This is a genomic window from Hyphomicrobium sp., assembly GCF_051860585.1.
GTDB lineage: Bacteria > Pseudomonadota > Alphaproteobacteria > Rhizobiales > Hyphomicrobiaceae > Hyphomicrobium_C.
Window position 1 is genome coordinate 171219 of sequence record NZ_JBHYDS010000007.1, and the last position, 16533, is coordinate 187751.

General features: G+C 61.8%; 14 protein-coding genes and 1 tRNA gene. 7 read left to right on the top strand and 8 right to left on the bottom strand.

What is annotated here, in order from left to right; genetic code table 11:
- Window positions 1–159: 159 nt before the first annotated feature.
- Both ACTIFK_RS12985 and ACTIFK_RS12990 read left to right on the top strand, forming a co-directional pair.
- Complete coding sequence (locus tag ACTIFK_RS12985; protein WP_439543496.1) at window positions 160–1791, top strand: APC family permease; 1632 nt, start codon at window positions 160–162, stop codon at window positions 1789–1791.
- A 385-nt stretch (window positions 1792–2176) separates the two neighbouring features.
- The gene (locus tag ACTIFK_RS12990; protein WP_439543497.1) at window positions 2177–3115 is read left to right on the top strand and encodes a LysR family transcriptional regulator; all 939 of its coding nucleotides are present in this window, start codon (window positions 2177–2179) and stop codon (window positions 3113–3115) included.
- Window positions 3116–3252: 137 nt separating this feature from the next.
- Here ACTIFK_RS12990 and ACTIFK_RS12995 read toward each other — a convergent pair whose 3' ends face one another.
- Entirely contained in the window at window positions 3253–4329 is a 1077-nt protein-coding gene (locus tag ACTIFK_RS12995; RefSeq protein ID WP_439543498.1) for a helix-turn-helix domain-containing protein, read from the bottom strand.
- A 340-nt stretch (window positions 4330–4669) separates the two neighbouring features.
- On the opposite strand from ACTIFK_RS12995, the gene ACTIFK_RS13000 reads away from it, so the two are divergent.
- Window positions 4670–7291: a beta strand repeat-containing protein gene (locus tag ACTIFK_RS13000; protein ID WP_439543499.1), complete on the top strand. Its 2622-nt coding sequence runs from the start codon at window positions 4670–4672 to the stop codon at window positions 7289–7291.
- Between the two features lie 323 nt (window positions 7292–7614).
- Here ACTIFK_RS13000 and ACTIFK_RS13005 read toward each other — a convergent pair.
- Window positions 7615–7690: transfer RNA gene (locus ACTIFK_RS13005), tRNA-Glu, on the bottom strand.
- 74 nt (window positions 7691–7764) lie between these two features.
- Complete coding sequence (locus tag ACTIFK_RS13010; protein ID WP_439543500.1) at window positions 7765–8175, bottom strand: hypothetical protein; 411 nt, start codon at window positions 8173–8175, stop codon at window positions 7765–7767.
- A gap of 96 nt (window positions 8176–8271) precedes the next feature.
- Between ACTIFK_RS13010 and ACTIFK_RS13015 the strand changes: the two genes are divergently transcribed.
- The gene (locus tag ACTIFK_RS13015; RefSeq protein ID WP_439543501.1) at window positions 8272–9384 is read left to right on the top strand and encodes an RluA family pseudouridine synthase; all 1113 of its coding nucleotides are present in this window, start codon (window positions 8272–8274) and stop codon (window positions 9382–9384) included.
- A 222-nt stretch (window positions 9385–9606) separates the two neighbouring features.
- Entirely contained in the window at window positions 9607–10494 is an 888-nt protein-coding gene (gene rpoH / locus ACTIFK_RS13020) for an RNA polymerase sigma factor RpoH (RefSeq protein WP_439543502.1), read from the top strand.
- 27 nt (window positions 10495–10521) lie between these two features.
- On the opposite strand, the gene ACTIFK_RS13025 is transcribed toward rpoH, so the two are convergent.
- The 3 genes from ACTIFK_RS13025 to ACTIFK_RS13035 all read right to left on the bottom strand — a co-directional run bounded on the left by ACTIFK_RS13025 (window position 10522) and on the right by ACTIFK_RS13035 (window position 12695).
- The gene (locus ACTIFK_RS13025) at window positions 10522–10791 is read right to left on the bottom strand and encodes a hypothetical protein (protein WP_439543503.1); all 270 of its coding nucleotides are present in this window, start codon (window positions 10789–10791) and stop codon (window positions 10522–10524) included.
- A 266-nt stretch (window positions 10792–11057) separates the two neighbouring features.
- Entirely contained in the window at window positions 11058–11690 is a 633-nt protein-coding gene (locus tag ACTIFK_RS13030; RefSeq protein WP_439543504.1) for a glutathione S-transferase N-terminal domain-containing protein, read from the bottom strand.
- 36 nt (window positions 11691–11726) lie between these two features.
- Window positions 11727–12695: a quinone oxidoreductase family protein gene (locus ACTIFK_RS13035; protein ID WP_439543505.1), complete on the bottom strand. Its 969-nt coding sequence runs from the start codon at window positions 12693–12695 to the stop codon at window positions 11727–11729.
- A 141-nt stretch (window positions 12696–12836) separates the two neighbouring features.
- On the opposite strand from ACTIFK_RS13035, the gene ACTIFK_RS13040 reads away from it, so the two are divergent.
- A complete protein-coding gene (locus ACTIFK_RS13040; RefSeq protein WP_439543506.1) occupies window positions 12837–13289 on the top strand; it encodes a hypothetical protein in 453 nt (150 codons plus the stop codon).
- Between the two features lie 119 nt (window positions 13290–13408).
- Window positions 13409–14428 (top strand): DedA family protein, encoded by a 1020-nt coding sequence (locus tag ACTIFK_RS13045; protein WP_439543507.1) that lies wholly within the window; start codon window positions 13409–13411, stop codon window positions 14426–14428.
- On the opposite strand, the gene ACTIFK_RS13050 is transcribed toward ACTIFK_RS13045, so the two are convergent.
- Window positions 14418–15092 carry a class I SAM-dependent methyltransferase gene (locus tag ACTIFK_RS13050; RefSeq protein WP_439543508.1) on the bottom strand — a complete coding sequence of 225 codons (675 nt, stop codon included), beginning with the start codon at window positions 15090–15092 and terminating at the stop codon, window positions 14418–14420. The two genes, ACTIFK_RS13045 and ACTIFK_RS13050, sit on opposite strands and share 11 nt — an antisense overlap.
- Before the next feature lie 4 nt (window positions 15093–15096).
- Window positions 15097–16353, bottom strand: a complete 1257-nt coding sequence (locus ACTIFK_RS13055) for a DUF3419 family protein (RefSeq protein WP_439543569.1) — start codon at window positions 16351–16353, stop codon at window positions 15097–15099.
- Window positions 16354–16533: the final 180 nt, after the last annotated feature.

The following is a 16533-nucleotide window of genomic DNA, read 5'->3' on the forward strand; positions in this document are numbered from 1 at the left end:
CCGAATGGCAACAGCCAAGCATCAAGATTTTCAATGAAATTAATTTTCCTGGAGGTAGTTTTCCAGGCGAGCCCTTGCGTCTCTCCTACAGGCTGGGTGGGCGGATCGAGTTTGAAACGCCGAGCCCAATAAAAATTAAAAATCACGAGGGAGTAAGGGATGACCGAGGCCGTGATCTATCCCGCGGAGGGAAGATCGTCCGACACATCGCACGAGATGCGTCGGACGTTAAATTGGACACATGCGTTCTGGTTCGCGTCGGGCACGCCAGTGCTCGTGCTGTTTTCGATCGGCGCCGTCGCATCGGCGGCCGGCAACATATCGGCCGGAGTGTGGATCATTTCCATGCTCATCGGCTTCGTTCAGTGTTTTACCTACGCTGAGATCTCCGGGCTTTTCCCAAAGAAGTCCGGCGGTGCGTCTGTCTACGGTGCCGTCGCATGGGTGCCCTACGGCAAGATGCTCGGCCCAATCTCCGTGTGGGCCAATTGGTTCTCTTGGTCTCCGGTGCTTGCAATCGGATCGGGATTGGCCGCGGGATACGTTCTCAACTTACTCTTCCCCGCCGACTCTCTCATTCGAACATGGCAAGTGACCTTGTTCGACCTGAGCTTCATCAAGGAAGGCGTCGTCGTCAGGCTGAATTCGACCTTCTTCCTCGGTCTAGCGCTGATGCTCGCTGTCTTCGCTATTCAGCACCGGGGCATCTTGAAGGCTGCCCGCGTGCAGATGATCGTTGCGATTGCAGTGTTGCTTCCCCTTTTGTTGGTCGGCATCGTGCCGCTGCTCACGGGCGATGTTCAGTCGGAAAACTTCACTCCGTTCGTGCCACTCGTTATCGACGCCGCGGGCAAACCCGTTGACGGCGCGTGGGACATGGTTGGCATGACCACGCTCATGGCCTGTCTCCTTCTTGCCGCTTGGTCCACGTACCCCTTCGAAACCGCAGTTTGCTACGTGAGCGAGTTCAAGAACCCTGGCTACGACACGGTTCGCGCGCTGGTATCCTCGGGGCTGCTGTGCATTGCGTTCTACACGCTCGTGCCCATTGCCTTCCAAGGCTACCTGGGGCTCGATGGTCTGCTGGAACCGGGCATTTACGATGGGACTGGAGTAGGCCAGGTCATGACCCAGATGGTGGGCGCCGGACCTATTCTCGGCAACCTCATCATCGCGACGCTCACGCTGTCGATTTGCCTGGTTGTCATGACAGCGATGGCCGGCTCTTCGCGCACGCTGTACCAGGGCTCGTACGACGGCTGGCTCCCGAAGTATCTGTCACGCCTCAACAGTCACGGCGCACCTGTTGCCGCGATGTGGACCGACCTCGCAGTCAACGCCGTGCTGCTCTCCATTTCGGACTACGTGTTCCTGATCGTCCTCGCCAATGCCACCTACATGATCTTCGTGTTCCTCAACCTGCAGGCAGGTTGGTTGCACAGGATCGATCGGCCAAACGCCAATCGGCCTTACCGGGCTCCGACCTGGCTGCTCGCCGTTGGCGCAGTTTGCGGGTTCCTGAACCTACTGATTATGGGGTGGGGCGCGGACTTCTGGGGGCAGCGCGTGTTGCTCACGAGCCTGGTAATCGTTGCCGGCATCATCCCGATCTTTGCGTATCGCCACTACGTGACGGATGGCGGACAGTTTCCGCCATGGATGCAGGCTGACTTGGTAGAGAATGGCCGGCCGCTTCGTCGCCGCGCTGGATTGCTACCCTACGTGACGTTGATCGCCGGCGGATTGACCATCTATGCGGGTCATCTCTTGGCGACCTATCACGTCCCATAAAGCACGAGAGCTCGGGGGCGGCGTCCGCGCCGCCCCCGCAGCAGTTTCATCGCGGCGTGACGCACGGCCCTCGCCGGCCATCGCACCGTCGATGCGCCTTGACCCCAAACGCGTTCGGCCTGATGCGTCCCATTCCGAACGTCAGCGCCCCAGCTGTTCGCTTGAAGAATTTCAGGGCTCTCCGCGCGCCCGTCTCTGACAATCCCCGCCGGTCGATAAAATCATAGATGCAAACTATGATCGGACGACCATGCTACTGTCTGGTGCGATGCCGCAAATGCGCTACCGCAGCGCATGATTGCCGCAGGGCTCAGTAAGAGTAAGATGCTCGTGTTGCTGGCCAATTGAACAAAAGCGCTGCTACACGCTCAGCGCGGGGAACGCGATGAAATCGGGTCAGAAGTTTTGCCTCGACTTGGATTGGAACCTTCTCAAGATCTTCCATAGCATTGTCGAAGCCAATGGCGTGTCGTCTGCCGCGAATGCCCTTTGGCGCAAGCAATCGACGATCAGCCTCGCTCTACAGCGGCTCGAAAAGAATGTTGGCAAGAAGCTTTGCCGGCGCGGGCCCGCAGGCTTCGCGCTCACCGAAGAGGGCCGCATCCTCTACGAATGCGTGAGTGAGGTCTACGCCAAGGTCAATAGAATCCCCGATAGCCTGGACAACGCTTCGCAAGAGCTGCGAGGGCGGCTTCATCTCCGCACCATCAGCAATTTCGTCAGCACCAAGTTCGATAAACTGCTGATGTCCTACACGACCCGATGCCCGTTGGTTGAGCTGCATATCGAGGTCGCGCCCTGGGAAGCAATCTCGTTGGCCGTGCTGCGCAGCGAGGTCGATGTCGGCATCGCGCCCGTCCACGTCCAGTATCCCGAGCTGAGCTATGAGCTTCTCACGCGCGAAATGCATTTGGTGTACTGCGGCAAGCGCCATCATCTGTTCGGCGCGACCGTCAAAGACGTTGCCGAACTCGCCCAGGAACCGCTCATCCTCACCGGCGCCGACGAACCGGACAGCCTGACGTACTACCGCATCCAACATGGGTTGGGAAAACGCGTCGCGGCGACGACGCCTAACCTCGAAGAGGCCAAGCGTCTCGCGATCCTCGGACTTGGCATCTGCCTCCTACCGGACCGGATGGCCGCAGCCGACGTCAAAAAGGGACTTCTGTGGCCATTGACGTCGAAAGCCGTCGGCTCCGGATGCGATGTCTATGCGATCACGAACAGACACGCGCCGAGACGGCTCGTCGTCGACATCTTCCTGGAAGAACTAGCCGGCAAGCGGATCGAAGCACCGGCGCGAGCGTCCGCCAGAGCGTGAAGTCTCGCAAATGAAGGCAATTGTCGGCGACAACGGGGCCGACGGTCGGCTCCGGCGTCGGCGCATTTGATCACGGCTTGATAAGCCACGAGCGCCCACGTTGCTTTTCAATTGAATGGTTGCACGCAATCGGAGAGCTATCGACCTGCTGCATCCATGCCGATTAGCCAGCGGTTCATCATGACAAACTCGTTGGCCTGAGGGAATGGTTCATAGGCTTGATCTGGTTGCGTGATAACACGCCTGAGGTCGCTGGAAGCCATGCCATACGCCTCTCGAAACGCGCGACCGAACACGGTGTCGTTGCGAAAGCCGCACTGCGCGGCAATGCTGCCTATGCGCATGTGGGCCAGCGCGGGATCGACAATCATCTGATAGGCACGTGTGAGCCGGCGCATCTGAATGTACTCGCGCACGCCGCCGATCGGTTCGAAAAGGCGATAGAGCGATGCGCGAGACATCGCGAACTTGCGAGTGAGGAAATCCGGTCCCAGATCCGGGTTGCGGAGATTTTCCTCTATCGCTTGGCGCAGAAGCTGAAGAGTGATGGTAAACGATGTGCGCACATCCGCATCTCGTCCATTGGCCATGGCTCCGGCGAACGTGGCAATCAGAGCTGCGGTGCCTCCGGCGGCAGCGCGGGCTTCCGCTACGCCGAACGCGGGGGCTTCGGCAAAGAGCAGCTGTAAATGACCGAACAGCATTTTCGCGAGCGGGGTCCCGCTTCTCAAAATCAATCCGTGCAAGCTGTCGACATTCGGGATGAATTGCTGGACCAGGCTTCGCGGAAGGATAACCGAGAGGCTGCTGTAGTCCGGCATCAATACTTTGCTACGACGCGTCAAATCTAGAAGGTACACATCGCCGGGCATCACCTCGACCGGCCTGCCTTCAATATCCAGCTCGCATCCTCCGGCCAGGTAGACATTCAGGCAGATGTTGTCGAGCCCGCTGCGCGCGATGATCCCAGCAGAACGCTCGAACTTGGCCGCTGAGCTTGAGCCACGACAGATGGCGATGTCCGCAAACTGATAGCTCGTTGCGTCGACCCTGAACGAGGAGCGATCGCGGGGCTCGTGCGCGTCGACCGCGAACATCGGCGATAGGCCGAACCGCCAAAGGTCGAATTCGCGTTGGTTACCGGGAGCGACGGCGAGAGCCAAGCGGAATTGCGAGGACACGGAGCCATGCCGCTTCGCCGAAGCCGAACCCATGCCGTTCCCCCTTCAATGATCCGACGACAGCGTGCCTTGACCTTCTTGAGTTTGCAAGGCGTCTCAATCTATCGACGCTCCGTCTCACTTCCTTAGCAAAACGTATCCGGGCGTCTCGAATTCGATAAGTTCGCTCGGAATTGGCTCCGGCCCGGCGCGTTTACCAACCGCGAGCGGAGCGGCGACCACCTACCTAGTTAGGACGTTGGCTGACGAAAATGGCGCCGGTTCAACAGTCGGCGCTCGGGACGGTGCTCACGTTCAAACCGGTTGTGAGGGACGTGGCCGGGGATTCTTTTCGCATAAGCAGAAATGCAAGGCGTCGAAAAAGGTGTGAGACATGAGTTTCATCGGAAAGACGATCCAGTTCGAGTGGTTCAACAATGGCGTGCTCAAGAGCACGCAATCCGCAACTGTCGGGGCCGGCGCCGAGTTCACTATCACCCCGGGCATATTCTATAAGGAATTCGATCTCGGCGGTGACGAGATCACGCAGAGTTTCGAAGCCGGCGGCGGCTACTTGAGCACCGTAGGTGGAGACGAATACGTATTCACCGACATCAACAACACCCTTCCGCAGATCGTAAATGCAGCCATTACAATCGGTGGAAATGCCACCCCGCCCACAGTCACGTTCACGTCAGATGTTATCAAGCTGACATTTGCCGGCCGCAACTCAGGGAGTAGCGGCCTGAACTACGTGGTCGATGTGGACTTCGCGGGCGCCACGGTGACGGCCGGAGACGATGTCATCGACGCATTCGAGGACGTCACGTTCAGTGGCAACGTTCTCGGCAACGATACGCATTCGGAAGCCGACACTCTTATCGTCTCCTCAGTTTCGGGTGGCACGGTCGGCGCGGCTTCGACTGGCACAAATGGTGGCACGTTCGTCATAAATGCTGACGGCTCGTTCACCTTCGACGCCGGAGCGAGTTTTGACTATTTGCGGGCGGGAGAGACCGCGACGACCAGCATCACGTACACAGCGCGCGACAGCAATTTTGCAGGCGGACCGTCGGACGCGGCAACTATCACGGTGACGATCAACGGGGAGAGCTACGCCCCGTCCGGCACCGACAACACCGTAACTATTCTTGAAGGTAGGGAGTACGTCTTCACTCTGGCGGACTTCGGTTTTTCGGATCTCGACGGAGACGACTTTTTCGGCATCGTGATCTCAAACATGACCGACGCTCGCTTTGGATCTTCAGACTTTATTCGAGTCAACGGCGCCTTTATTTCTGATGGCACCTTCATTAGCGCAGCTAATATTGCGGCCGGTCTCGTCAAGACGACCAGTGCTGGAAATGACAACGGACCCGCCCATTATACTTTCGACTTCCAAGTGGTCGACGATGGGGGGACCCTGAACGGCGGCGTCAACATCGATGCGACGCCGAACCGATTTACGGTCGACATCACGCCAGTCAACAACTCGCCCAACGGCGCAGACAAAACGTTGACGACGAGCGAAGACACGCCCGTTACATTGAGCGTTGCCGACTTTGGATTCCGGGATGTAACTGATGGCGACGGTTTCTCGGCCGTCAAGATTACGACGCTGCCGACGGCAGGCACTCTCACCAACAATGGCGTAGCACTTTCGACAGGCGATTTTGTGAGCGTGGCCGCCATCACCGCTGGGCTGCTCAAGTTTGTGCCCGCGTTGAATGCCAATGGCGCGGGATATGCGAGCTTCACCTTCCAGGTCCAGGACGACGGCGGAACCTTGAACGGCGGCCGCGATACCGACTTGACGCCGAACACGATCACCATCGACGTAAATGCGGTCAACGATGCGCCGGCGCTGGTGGCGAGCAACCTGAAGACATCGATTGCGGAGAACACTTCGACGGCCGCACGCATCAAGATCGCGGACCTTGCCATCACCGACGTGGATGGGGGCCCGAATGCGCTCAGCATTTCCGGCGCGGACGCGGCGCGGTTCGAGATCGTCGGCAACGCGCTCTACCTCAAAGCCGGCACGGCGCTCGATTTCGAGACGAAGAATACCTACGCCGTGACCGTCAACGTCGACGATCCGACCATCAACGGCAACGCGATCGAGTTCTCGCGCAACTTCACCCTCGGCGTCACCGACGTGAACGAGGCGCCAACGGCGATCGCGTTCACCAACGCTACGACCACGCTCGCCGAGAACGTATCGACAGCGGCGGCGCGGACTGTCGCGACGATCGTCATCACTGATGACGCGCTCGGCACCGAAACGCTCACGCTGACCGGCGCCGACGCGGGACTGTTCCAGGTCGTCGGCAACGCGCTTCAGATCAAGGCCGGCGCGGCGCTCGACTTCGAGACCAACCCCGTTCTCGATGTCGTCGTGAATGTCAACGATCCGACCATCAACGGCAATGCGATCGAGTTGTCCCGCGCCTTCCAACTCAAGCTGACAGACGCCCTGGAGGTCATCAACGGCACCAGTGGGCCGAACACCTTGAACGGCACCAACACGGGCGAAATCATAAACGGGCTCGCGGGCAACGACATCATCAACGGCAACGGCGGCAACGACCGCATCATCGGAGGAGCGGGCATCGACATTCTGACCGGCGGCGCGGGCAGCGACACCTTCATCTTTGCGACGCTCACGGATTCAGGCGCGGGCTATTCGGGCTACGTGAACAACGGTGGCTTCAGCCCGCTCAGCGGCAACGGCCAGCGCGACATCATTACCGACTTCACGCCCGGGACTGACAAGATCGATGTTTCCGCAATCGACGCCAACACCAAGCTTGGTGGCGACCAGGCGTTTTCGTTCCTGGGGGCGGCAGCCTTCACCGGGGTCGCGGGACAACTTGTCTATGCGCGGTTCGATCTGGCAGGAACTGCCAACGACAGAACAATTGTCTACGCCGACGTCAACGGCGACAGGCTCGCAGATATGCAGATCGACCTTGCCGGTCTCAAGTTCCTAACGTCGGGTGATTTCATCCTTTAGCCCGCTTCAAGCCCTCGGGGTTCCGTCCGGCTGCAAGGTCGCGCCGGTAGCGCGCAAGCTCCGCGTCCAGGCGGGCGACCTCCTTTTGCGCCGTCACGGCACGGGGGTTGTCGCAAATGCGGATGCTGGTGCTGACGCGCACGATGACGCGCCGGTCGAGCGCTACACAAAGGCGGTGCGTCAAAGGCTGATGGCAGGCACCGCGATGAGCCTGCTCACACGAACGGAACAGGGGTAAATGACTCCCACTTTTTCCGTCGAGGTTTTCCGGTGAGGAGTTTTGCTAGGTTTTCGACAATGATTTCAATTGCCTATTTAGGCAATGGCGCCCCGTAGGGGACTCGAACCCCTGTTACCAACGTGAGAGGCTGGTGTCCTAGGCCACTAGACGAACGGGGCTCTCATTGGAGCGGCCACCTATAGGAGAGGCCGCGCGCACGATCAAGCGCGAACTTGCGCTTGCACGGCCAAAGCTAGGGTGACGGCGCGCCCGGAACCACGTCGTATCGCCGCAGCACCGCCCCCGAGGCGACGTCGAGGATGGCGATGGCGTCTTTGCCGCCCGTCTCGTAGTGGACGGCGAGCCGGTCACCGCTTAACGAGAGCGACTTGACCACGGCGCCCTGGGGCAGGGAAAGCTGCGCGGCGTCCGTGGACCCCAACTGCACCCGCGACCCGATTTCAACCGAACTCTGTTGTGGTTGGGGGTTGGCGGAGAGATAGATGATCCTGAGCACCACCGTGGCGATACCGCCCACGATGAGCAGCCCGAGAAAGGCAACAATGAACACCAGCACGCGCTCTTTGCGATTGCGCGCGGCCGCTTCGGCGCGATCCCCGTCATGCAGGGCGGGCGAGGGTTCGCTCGGCGAGGTTTCGCTCATTGTGACGTCTCTCGAAAACGGACCTGATCCTCTCCGTGCTCTACCAGCATCCGAACGCCCAAGGCGACAGAAATTCTTTCGTGAAGGTCGCAACGCATGATCGAGGAAGACGACGCCGACATTATCGAAGCGGAATTCGAAGCGCCAGTGTCCCTCACCGGGACCGTAGAGCTGACCGTTGAGGAAACCGAAACCGCCCAGCGGCTGGATCGCGTCCTCGCCGCGCGTTTCACACCCAGCCTGAGCCGCGCTCGTCTCCAAGCGCTCATCCGCCAAGGCCACGTGATGTGCGACGGCACGCCCGTGCTCGATCCCGGCGCCAAGGCGAGAACCGGCCAGCACATCGTCGTCACCATCCCGGAACCGGTGGCAGCCGAACCGGCCGGCGAATCGCTCCCGCTCGAAATCATCTACGAAGATCCGCACCTGCTCGTGCTCGACAAGCCCGCCGGCCTCGTCGTCCACCCCGCCGCCGGCCACGCCGGCGGTACGCTCGTAAATGCGCTGATCGCCCACTGCGGCGACGAGCTCTCCGGCATCGGCGGAGTGAGGCGGCCGGGCATCGTCCATCGCCTCGACAAGGATACGTCTGGTCTGCTCGTGGTCGCCAAAACCGACGTCGCCCATCGCGGTCTCGCTGAACAGTTCGCCGCGCACGGCACAGACGGCCGCCTCGTACGCGCCTACGAGGCGTTCGTCTGGGGCGTACCGCTGCGAAAGAACGGAGCCATCGACGCGAACCTGGCGCGCAGCACATCCAACCGCACGCGCATGGCCGTGGTGCGCAATACGATTGGACGGCACGCCATTACGCACTACGAGGTCATCGAGTCCTTCAACGGAATTAATGCTAATCCCGTCGCGACGCGTGTGAGGCTCGCTTTGGAAACAGGGCGTACGCACCAGATCCGCGTCCATCTCGCGCATTTGGGCCATCCGGTGATGGGAGATCCCGCCTACGGCACGGGCTTCAAAGCCAGCATCCGGACGTTGCTGCCGGAGGCTGTCGACGCCTTGAATGCCGTCGGCCGGCAAGCTCTGCACGCTGTAGAACTGGGCTTTGAGCACCCGGTCACGGGCCGCCCGCTCCACTTCACAAGTTCGCGACCGGCCGACATCGAACGCCTCTACCAGGCCCTAAAAGGCCCGGAATTGCTGGCGTCCCAAGCAGGTCGCGGCAAAGCGAAGCGCAAAATTTCCAAACCGTAATTATCCCGACCGACGGATTCAGCCGTAAGATTGCGTTAAGAAATGGAAACTCCAATGCAATCGACACGTTGCACTTTGACGTGTTGGAACTTGGAAAGACGTGTTGGAAAATAGCCTGCGACGCAGGCGCGTGCGGGATGATCTCGTGGTCGAGACAGTCTCTGCAACGTTGACATGGGGAGCGTACGCTGACGGGGCAACCCGGCAGAGCGTGAGAAAGACATGGCGACAAAATCACTTCCGACCATTGCCGGCGGCTCAAACGGGCTGTCGCGCTATCTTGAAGAAATCCGCCGCTTTCCGATGCTGGAACCCGGCCAGGAATACATGCTGGCAAAACGCTGGCGCGAAGACGGCGACACCGACGCGGCGCAGGAACTGATCACCTCGCATCTTCGTCTCGTCGCTCGCATTGCCATGGGCTATCGCGGCTACGGCCTGCCGATCGGCGAAGTCATCTCCGAAGGCAACGTCGGTCTCATGCAGGCGGTCAAGCGCTTCGAGCCGGAACGTGGTTTCCGCCTGGCGACGTACGCCATGTGGTGGATCCGCGCCTCGATCCAGGAATACATCCTGCGCTCGTGGAGCCTCGTGAAGATGGGCACCACCGCGGCTCAGAAGAAGCTGTTCTTCAACCTGCGGCGCGCGAAGAGCCAGCTGCAGGCGCTGGAGGAAGGCGACCTCAAGCCGGAACACGTCAAGACGATCGCCACCAAGTTCGGCGTGTCGGAAGCGGATGTCGTGTCGATGAACCGCCGCCTCGGCGGCGACGCGTCTCTCAACGCGCCCGTGCGGGCCGACTCCGAATCCGGCGAGTGGCAGGATTGGCTCGTCGACGATGCGCCTGACCAGGAAGAGACGCTGGTCCAGGAAGACGAGATGGGCCGCCGCAAATCCTATCTGAGCGACGCGCTGGCGACGCTCAACGATCGCGAGCGGCGAATTTTCGAGGCGCGTAGGCTAGCCGAGGATCCCATCACGCTCGAAGAGCTCTCGACGGAATTCGGCGTCTCGCGCGAGCGCATTCGCCAGATCGAGGTGCGTGCCTTCGAGAAGGTGCAGAAGGCTGTGCAGGGCGCCGCCCGGATTGAAACCGGCGACGCCGCCTAAACGGCTTTCCGCAGGAGCGGAACGGCTCTAGTGATAACGCAACCATTCGCGGGCGCTCTTCTGGGCGGCCGCGATTTCTTTTTTGGTCATCTCGCGGGAGATTTCGAGCCGGCAGGCCTTGGCATCGTCATTGCCGCGCATGGCCGCCAGATTGAACCATTTATGAGCCTCGATGAGGTTCACCTCGACATCCCGGCCGACGCAGTACATCAGCCCAAGCTGGTAGAGCGCGTCCGTACCGCCGCCCTGCGCCGAAACGTCAACGACGTCTTCGGAAGAAAATTCAAAACGTGCCATCCCTGTTTACCTCTGAGCGCTTTCGCTACTGATCCGAGGCAGCTCGCACGGGCCTGAAAAGCCAGGTGTGCCGCCGCCTCTGGAAGCAAACGATAGGGGGCGGGCTCATGATAAGCAGTAAACGAGGGAACAGGCGTTTCGCCAAGGAACGGTTGCCGCGCGACTCGTTTCGAGGCGTTCGGGGCACTTCCGGCCAGCGAGAAATCCAAGCTTAAGTATTTTGGAAACCTTGCGGTAACCATGCCGGACGTTTTCCCGGCCGCGCTCTATTTGAGCTTGTCGGAGAGCCCCCGCTGCACGCCTTCCCGGGCCGACAGGCGCTCGATCCAGCCCTTGACGCGCGGGAAGGCCTCGATGTCCTGCCCCTGCTTCTGCCAGCTCAGCGCCCAGGGCAGGCTGGCCATGTCGGCGATGGAGTAGGCGTCGGCAATGAACTCACGCCCCTTGAGCTGCTTTTCGAGCACCCCGTAGAGGCGCGTGACCTCGGTCGTATAGCGCTCGATGCCGTACGCGACCTTCTTAGGCGCATAGTGGCGGAAGTGGTGCGCCTGCCCGGCCATGGGACCGAACCCGCCGACTTGCCAAAAAAGCCACTGATCCACGAGCACGCGAGCCCGCTCGTCCTTCGGATAGAACTGTCCCGTCTTGCGGCCGAGATATTGGAGAATGGCTCCGCTTTCGAAGATCGAGATCGGACTTCCCCCCGGCCCGTCGGCATCGACGATGGCGGGCATCTTATTGTTCGGCGAAATGGCGAGGTACTTCGGTTTGAACTGATCGCCCTGCTGAAGGTCGACCGGCCTGACGCGATAAGCAAGCCCGCACTCCTCGAGCATGATGCGGATCTTGAACCCGTTGGGGGTCGGCCAGAAATAGAAGTCGATCGGAGCCTTAGCCATGCAGTCCTCCCAGGGCCGTCATTGGATCGGTCGCCATCAGATCGTCAGCACCGTCGAGCCGGTCGTGCGGCGGGACTCCAGCGCCCGATGGGCCTCCGCCGCGTCTCGCAACGCATACGTTTGATTGACGGGGATCGTAATGCGTCCCGTCGCCACCATGTCGAACAACTCCGCGGCGTTCGCAGCCAGTTCCGCATGCGTCGCCGTGTAGGCCATGAGCGAGGGACGGGCGGCGAACAGCGACCCTTTGAGCAGCGTGAGATCGAACGGCGGCACCGGACCGGATGCGTTGCCAAAGCTCACCCACATGCCACGAGGTCGCAAGCAATCGAGCGAGCCTTGATACGTGTCCTTGCCGACGCCGTCATACACGACATCGCACAAGCGCCCATTCGTGATCTCACGCACGCGCGCCACGTAGTCCTCGCGCGACGTGACGATCACGTGCGACGCGCCCGCCTGCCGTGCGAGTTCGGCTTTCTTGTCGGTGCTGACAGTCCCGATCAGCGTCGCACCCAGAGCACGCGCCCACTGGCACGCGATCGACCCAACCCCACCCGCGGCCGCATGGAACAGGATCACGCTCTCGGCGGTGACTGGAAACGTCTCGCGCAGCAGATAACGGACCGTCATGCCTTGCAGCATCATGGCGGCGGCGGTCTCGTAGGAAATGCCGTTGGGGATTTTCACAAGCCGGTCCGCGGCGATCAGGCGTTCCTCGGCATAGCCGCCGAGAACGCCCGCGTACGCGACCTTGTCCCCCACCGCGAGTGACGTCACGCCTTCGCCGACCGCGACCACGTCGCCCGCGCCTTCCATGCCGATGATCGCCGGCAGGCTCGGGAGACGATAAAGCCCCGTGCGGTGATAGACGTCGATATAGTTGAGCCCAACGGCCCGTTGTTTGATTCGAACTTCGCCGGAACTGGGCGCGCCAACTGAAACGTCTTCCCAAGTCAGGCGATCCGGGCCGCCGGTCTCGTGCAAGCGGACAGCGTGGACCATCTGGGAACTCCATGAAATGGAACAGGATTCAGTGCTGCAGTGCGAAGGCCCGCCCCGCGATCACCTTAGCCGGGCGAACCGCCTTGACCATGCCACGGCTGCCTTCTATTGGCTCGACGAAGTATGAACAAGGGGCCGAAGATGACCATCTGCTACGCCGCGTTGCGACTGGCGGCGAACTTTGGCCTCATTGCCGGCCTGCTCGCTCTTGCGGCCTGCGCCATCGGTTCGAGCCCTGAAATCGAATCCAGAGCCGGCCTCGGGTGCGTGGATGACTCCCCCGAATGCATCAGCCGCCGCCAGGCGACGCTGCGCCATATGGTCGAGGACAAGTCCCGCAGTTGGGTGCACGAGGCGCCGACCCCGGAGGCCTACGCCTCGGGCGTGCGATTGTTCGCCTACAAATCAAAGAAGAAGGAACTGACGTGCGACGAGCTGAAACGCGGCAAGCTCGAAGCCGATACGGCCAGAACGAGCCTCGCGAGCGTGGGCGCGCGGCTCACCCCGGCCCAGGTCTCGCGCAGCGCGATGCTTGCCGGCGAAGTCGGCCGCGAACTGCAACGCGAATTCGATCGCCGTTGCAAGAAGGCATGACCCCCGTCAAACTGACGGAGCCTCCATCACCGGGGCCCACTCTTTCCATCCGCTGGGCGTTGCGCTGAAAGCCGCATCCCTCCGCGAGGCAGGACCTCCCATGAAGAAAGACGAGTTCGATGGCACTTGAGGCAACGGTCGAAGCGGTAGTGGCCTTCGTTCGCGAGCACGAGCACTGGGCGGCACCCGTTGCGTTCGTGGTCGCATTCGGGGAGAGCTTCTGCTTCCTCTCGCTCTTGGTCCCCGGTACGGCGATCCTTGTCGGCATCGCCGCGCTGCTCGCCGCCAGCGGCATCGAGATGCACGTGCTATGGCCCGCCATTCTCGCGGCCGGCTTCGGCGGCACGCTCGGCTATGCCGTGTCGTTCTGGATCGGGCGCTACTTCCAGGACAGCGTCCACAAGATCTGGCCCTTCACGACACGCCCGCACCTGATCAGCCAAGCCGAAGAGTTTTTTGACACGTACGGCGCGTTCGGCGTTTTCCTCGGCCACTTCTTCGGCCCCGTGCGGGCCGTCATCCCCGTCGTCGCAGGCATGTTCCGCATGCGCGAGATCCCGTTTCAGATCGCCAACATCCTGAGCGCCTTCATCTGGGCCGGCGGCGTCATCGCGCCCGCGTTCTTCCTCGTCACCTTCAAGGACGAGGTGATCGCGTTCCTCGCCGCGCATCAATATGCCGTCGCCGCCGCGCTGTTCGTGCTTGCGCTCGCCAACTCCATCCCGCGGCCCATCCTCTTCGTGCCGACGCTGCTCCTCGCCTTCGGCCTCGCCACGCTGATGGTGCTCGGCAAGGTCGACATTCCGCTGATCTGGCTGGCGGCCGCCGCGGGCGCATTCGCCGGCGATGTCTACGCCTACGTGAAGGGCCGCAGCGGCAGGCGCGATCGCATCGACATGTGGCCGTTCAGCGCCACGCCGAAGCAACATGCGGACGCAACCGCATTGGTGGAAAGCCGCGGGCTCGTGAGCCTACTGCTCAGCAAGTTTCAGGGGTTCAATCGCGGATTGGTGCCGTTGGAAATGGGCGTCCTGAGACGCCCCGCCGCGCCGTTCCTTGTCGTCAGCGCCATCGCCGCGCTGGTCTGGTCGGCCGCTCTGATCCTGCCGGCCGTCCTGATCGCAAAGCTTATTGCATAAAAGCTGGCTGCATAACCGAGGCCGGCTTCCGGATCACGGCGCTGCAGGCGTAATCGCGGAACGGACGCGCGAATGTCGCGCGCGCGCCGTGGGCATCGGCAAGCTTGAGTACTTCCGCTTCGAGTTCCGCGCGCGGCTCGACTGAGAAGCGCTTGAGCCAAGCCCGCAGGCCCGCCCGGAACACACCCGGCAGGCGTCTCTGCTCGCCGAAATCGACGATGTGCAGCGATCCGCCCGGCTTGACCGCGCCATACGCCTGCTCCAGCGCTTCGCGCCAGGGCGGGATCATCGAAAGCGCGTAGGAAACGAACACGCGATCGAATTCAGCAATGCCGAACGCGGCCTCCGTGTCGAGCTTCCGGGCATCAGCCTGGGCAAAACGAATACAGTGCGTGAGGCCCGCCTTCTCGACGGACGCGCTCGCCGTCTCCAGCATGACCGCCGACACGTCGATCCCGTAAAACAGCGCCGCCGGATACCGGTCCGATGCCAGGATGAGATTGCGCCCGGTTCCACACCCGATCTCAAGAACGGTGCCGCCAGGCGGCGGATCGAGGGAATCGAGCAGTCCGTCGCGCCCGAGCAGATAGAATTTCCGCGAGGCGTCGTAGATGTGCCGCTGGACACGGTAGATGGAGTCCATTTCCGCAGCAGCATCCGTCATCGTGCTAGCCCTCGAACGTATAGAGATGGAAGCCGCCGTAGATCGATGAACGATCCTTGTCGACCATGCCGCGCCCATAGTCGGCGTCATAATGGAAGCGTCCAAGAATGGCGTCCGGCACCCGCCCCGGCAGGATCGTATCCTCGCCGGCCGTCCGGAAGATCACGCGCGCGCCGGGCATTGCCGTGCGAACGATCTCGGTCCAGAGCGCGGTAAGCTGTGCGTCGGTCATCCAGTCTTGCGCATCCAGAAGCACGTATGCGTCGTAAGCGGGCCCCTGGAAATGCGACAAATGCTCGTCGAACGACGCATGCACAACGGTGACCCGGTCTGCCCGTTCCTTGAGCGTCGCCCAATTCTCGCGTGCCAGGTACGGCGGCACAGGTCCGGCCCCACCGGCCGCATACCCGCGACCGAAGGCCTGCCACGCGAAATAGTTGTCGGAGAGATCGAATCCGTGCGCCAGCCGGCCGAGCCGCGCCTTGAGGACGTCGGCCATATGCCGCTCCCGTCCCTTCAGGGCATCGAACTGCGACGGCGGGATGCCGAGCCCGAACAGCGAGGCCGGCTTGTCCATCAGCCAGCGCATGTGGCGCATCTCGAACAGCGGCGCGAGTTCTTCCTCAAAAATGCGCTTCTGGTCGGCGCGGGTCTTTGCTTCGAGCATCCGCGCCGGATTGCGTCCGTGCAGGCGCGAAATGCCGTGGCCCATCGTGATGAACCAGCCGAGCAGGCCCTGCCGGTAGAAGTGACGTCCGAAGTAGCCGATCCTCCGGCGGCCGAGCATGTCGCGGCCTTCCCAATAGGCCCGCGTCGCGCCATCGAGATGCGGCGCCAGCAGGCGGTCGTAGAGGTCGGCGGTTTCGCGGTCGTTGGCGGACGCGAAGAAGCGGGCGAACGTCTCGTAGTCGGGGCAGTGCCGGACCGCGGCGACCTTGAGGTTATTCAACGCGACGTGCGCAGGATTGAGATCGAGCGCCGTGACGCGCACGTCGGCGGCCGTGACATAGGAGAGCACGTTGCATCCGCCGGACGCGATCGCAGCCACCCGCTGGCCGGGCTTGAGCGCCATCGCCTCGAGGTCGACGACCGGATCTTCCCAGATCTGAGGGTAGACGAGACCCGAGAACGCAAGCGTGAAGAAGCGCTCCTCGAGGCCTTTGCGGCTCACCGCGCCGTAGCGGTGCACCGCCTCGGCAAGCCGGCGATTGCGCCGCCCGCCATCTACAGTGCCTTCAGCTTGTGCCTGCGCCTCGGCCAGTCCGCCCATTGCAGTCCCCGCGATAAGCTTAGTCATGCGGCTGGACTAGAACCGTCATGTTTCATCCCTGTGACAGGCGCGAGTTGGCACTGGAAAACACAGGGGGCGGCCGAAAATCGCCAGTTGGCCGCAGCCCCCGACCCCTGTTCGGCTTGCCTCCCGCGACAAGATCGCTTAGAC

Bases quoted from the DNA above. Each gene is read 5' to 3' on its own strand.
- ACTIFK_RS13050 (WP_439543508.1), bottom strand. From the start codon at position 15,092: ATGACGGATGCTGCTGCGGAAATGGACTCCATCTACCGTGTCCAGCGG.
- rpoH (WP_439543502.1), top strand. From the start codon at position 9,607: ATGGCGACAAAATCACTTCCGACCATTGCCGGCGGCTCAAACGGGCTG.
- ACTIFK_RS13040 (WP_439543506.1), top strand. From the start codon at position 12,837: ATGACCATCTGCTACGCCGCGTTGCGACTGGCGGCGAACTTTGGCCTC.
- ACTIFK_RS13030 (WP_439543504.1), bottom strand. From the start codon at position 11,690: ATGGCTAAGGCTCCGATCGACTTCTATTTCTGGCCGACCCCCAACGGG.
- ACTIFK_RS13000 (WP_439543499.1), top strand. From the start codon at position 4,670: ATGAGTTTCATCGGAAAGACGATCCAGTTCGAGTGGTTCAACAATGGC.
- ACTIFK_RS12990 (WP_439543497.1), top strand. From the start codon at position 2,177: ATGAAATCGGGTCAGAAGTTTTGCCTCGACTTGGATTGGAACCTTCTC.
- ACTIFK_RS13025 (WP_439543503.1), bottom strand. From the start codon at position 10,791: ATGGCACGTTTTGAATTTTCTTCCGAAGACGTCGTTGACGTTTCGGCG.
- ACTIFK_RS13045 (WP_439543507.1), top strand. From the start codon at position 13,409: ATGGCACTTGAGGCAACGGTCGAAGCGGTAGTGGCCTTCGTTCGCGAG.
- ACTIFK_RS12985 (WP_439543496.1), top strand. From the start codon at position 160: ATGACCGAGGCCGTGATCTATCCCGCGGAGGGAAGATCGTCCGACACA.
- ACTIFK_RS12995 (WP_439543498.1), bottom strand. From the start codon at position 4,329: ATGGGTTCGGCTTCGGCGAAGCGGCATGGCTCCGTGTCCTCGCAATTC.
- ACTIFK_RS13035 (WP_439543505.1), bottom strand. From the start codon at position 12,695: ATGGTCCACGCTGTCCGCTTGCACGAGACCGGCGGCCCGGATCGCCTG.
- ACTIFK_RS13015 (WP_439543501.1), top strand. From the start codon at position 8,272: ATGATCGAGGAAGACGACGCCGACATTATCGAAGCGGAATTCGAAGCG.
- ACTIFK_RS13010 (WP_439543500.1), bottom strand. From the start codon at position 8,175: ATGAGCGAAACCTCGCCGAGCGAACCCTCGCCCGCCCTGCATGACGGG.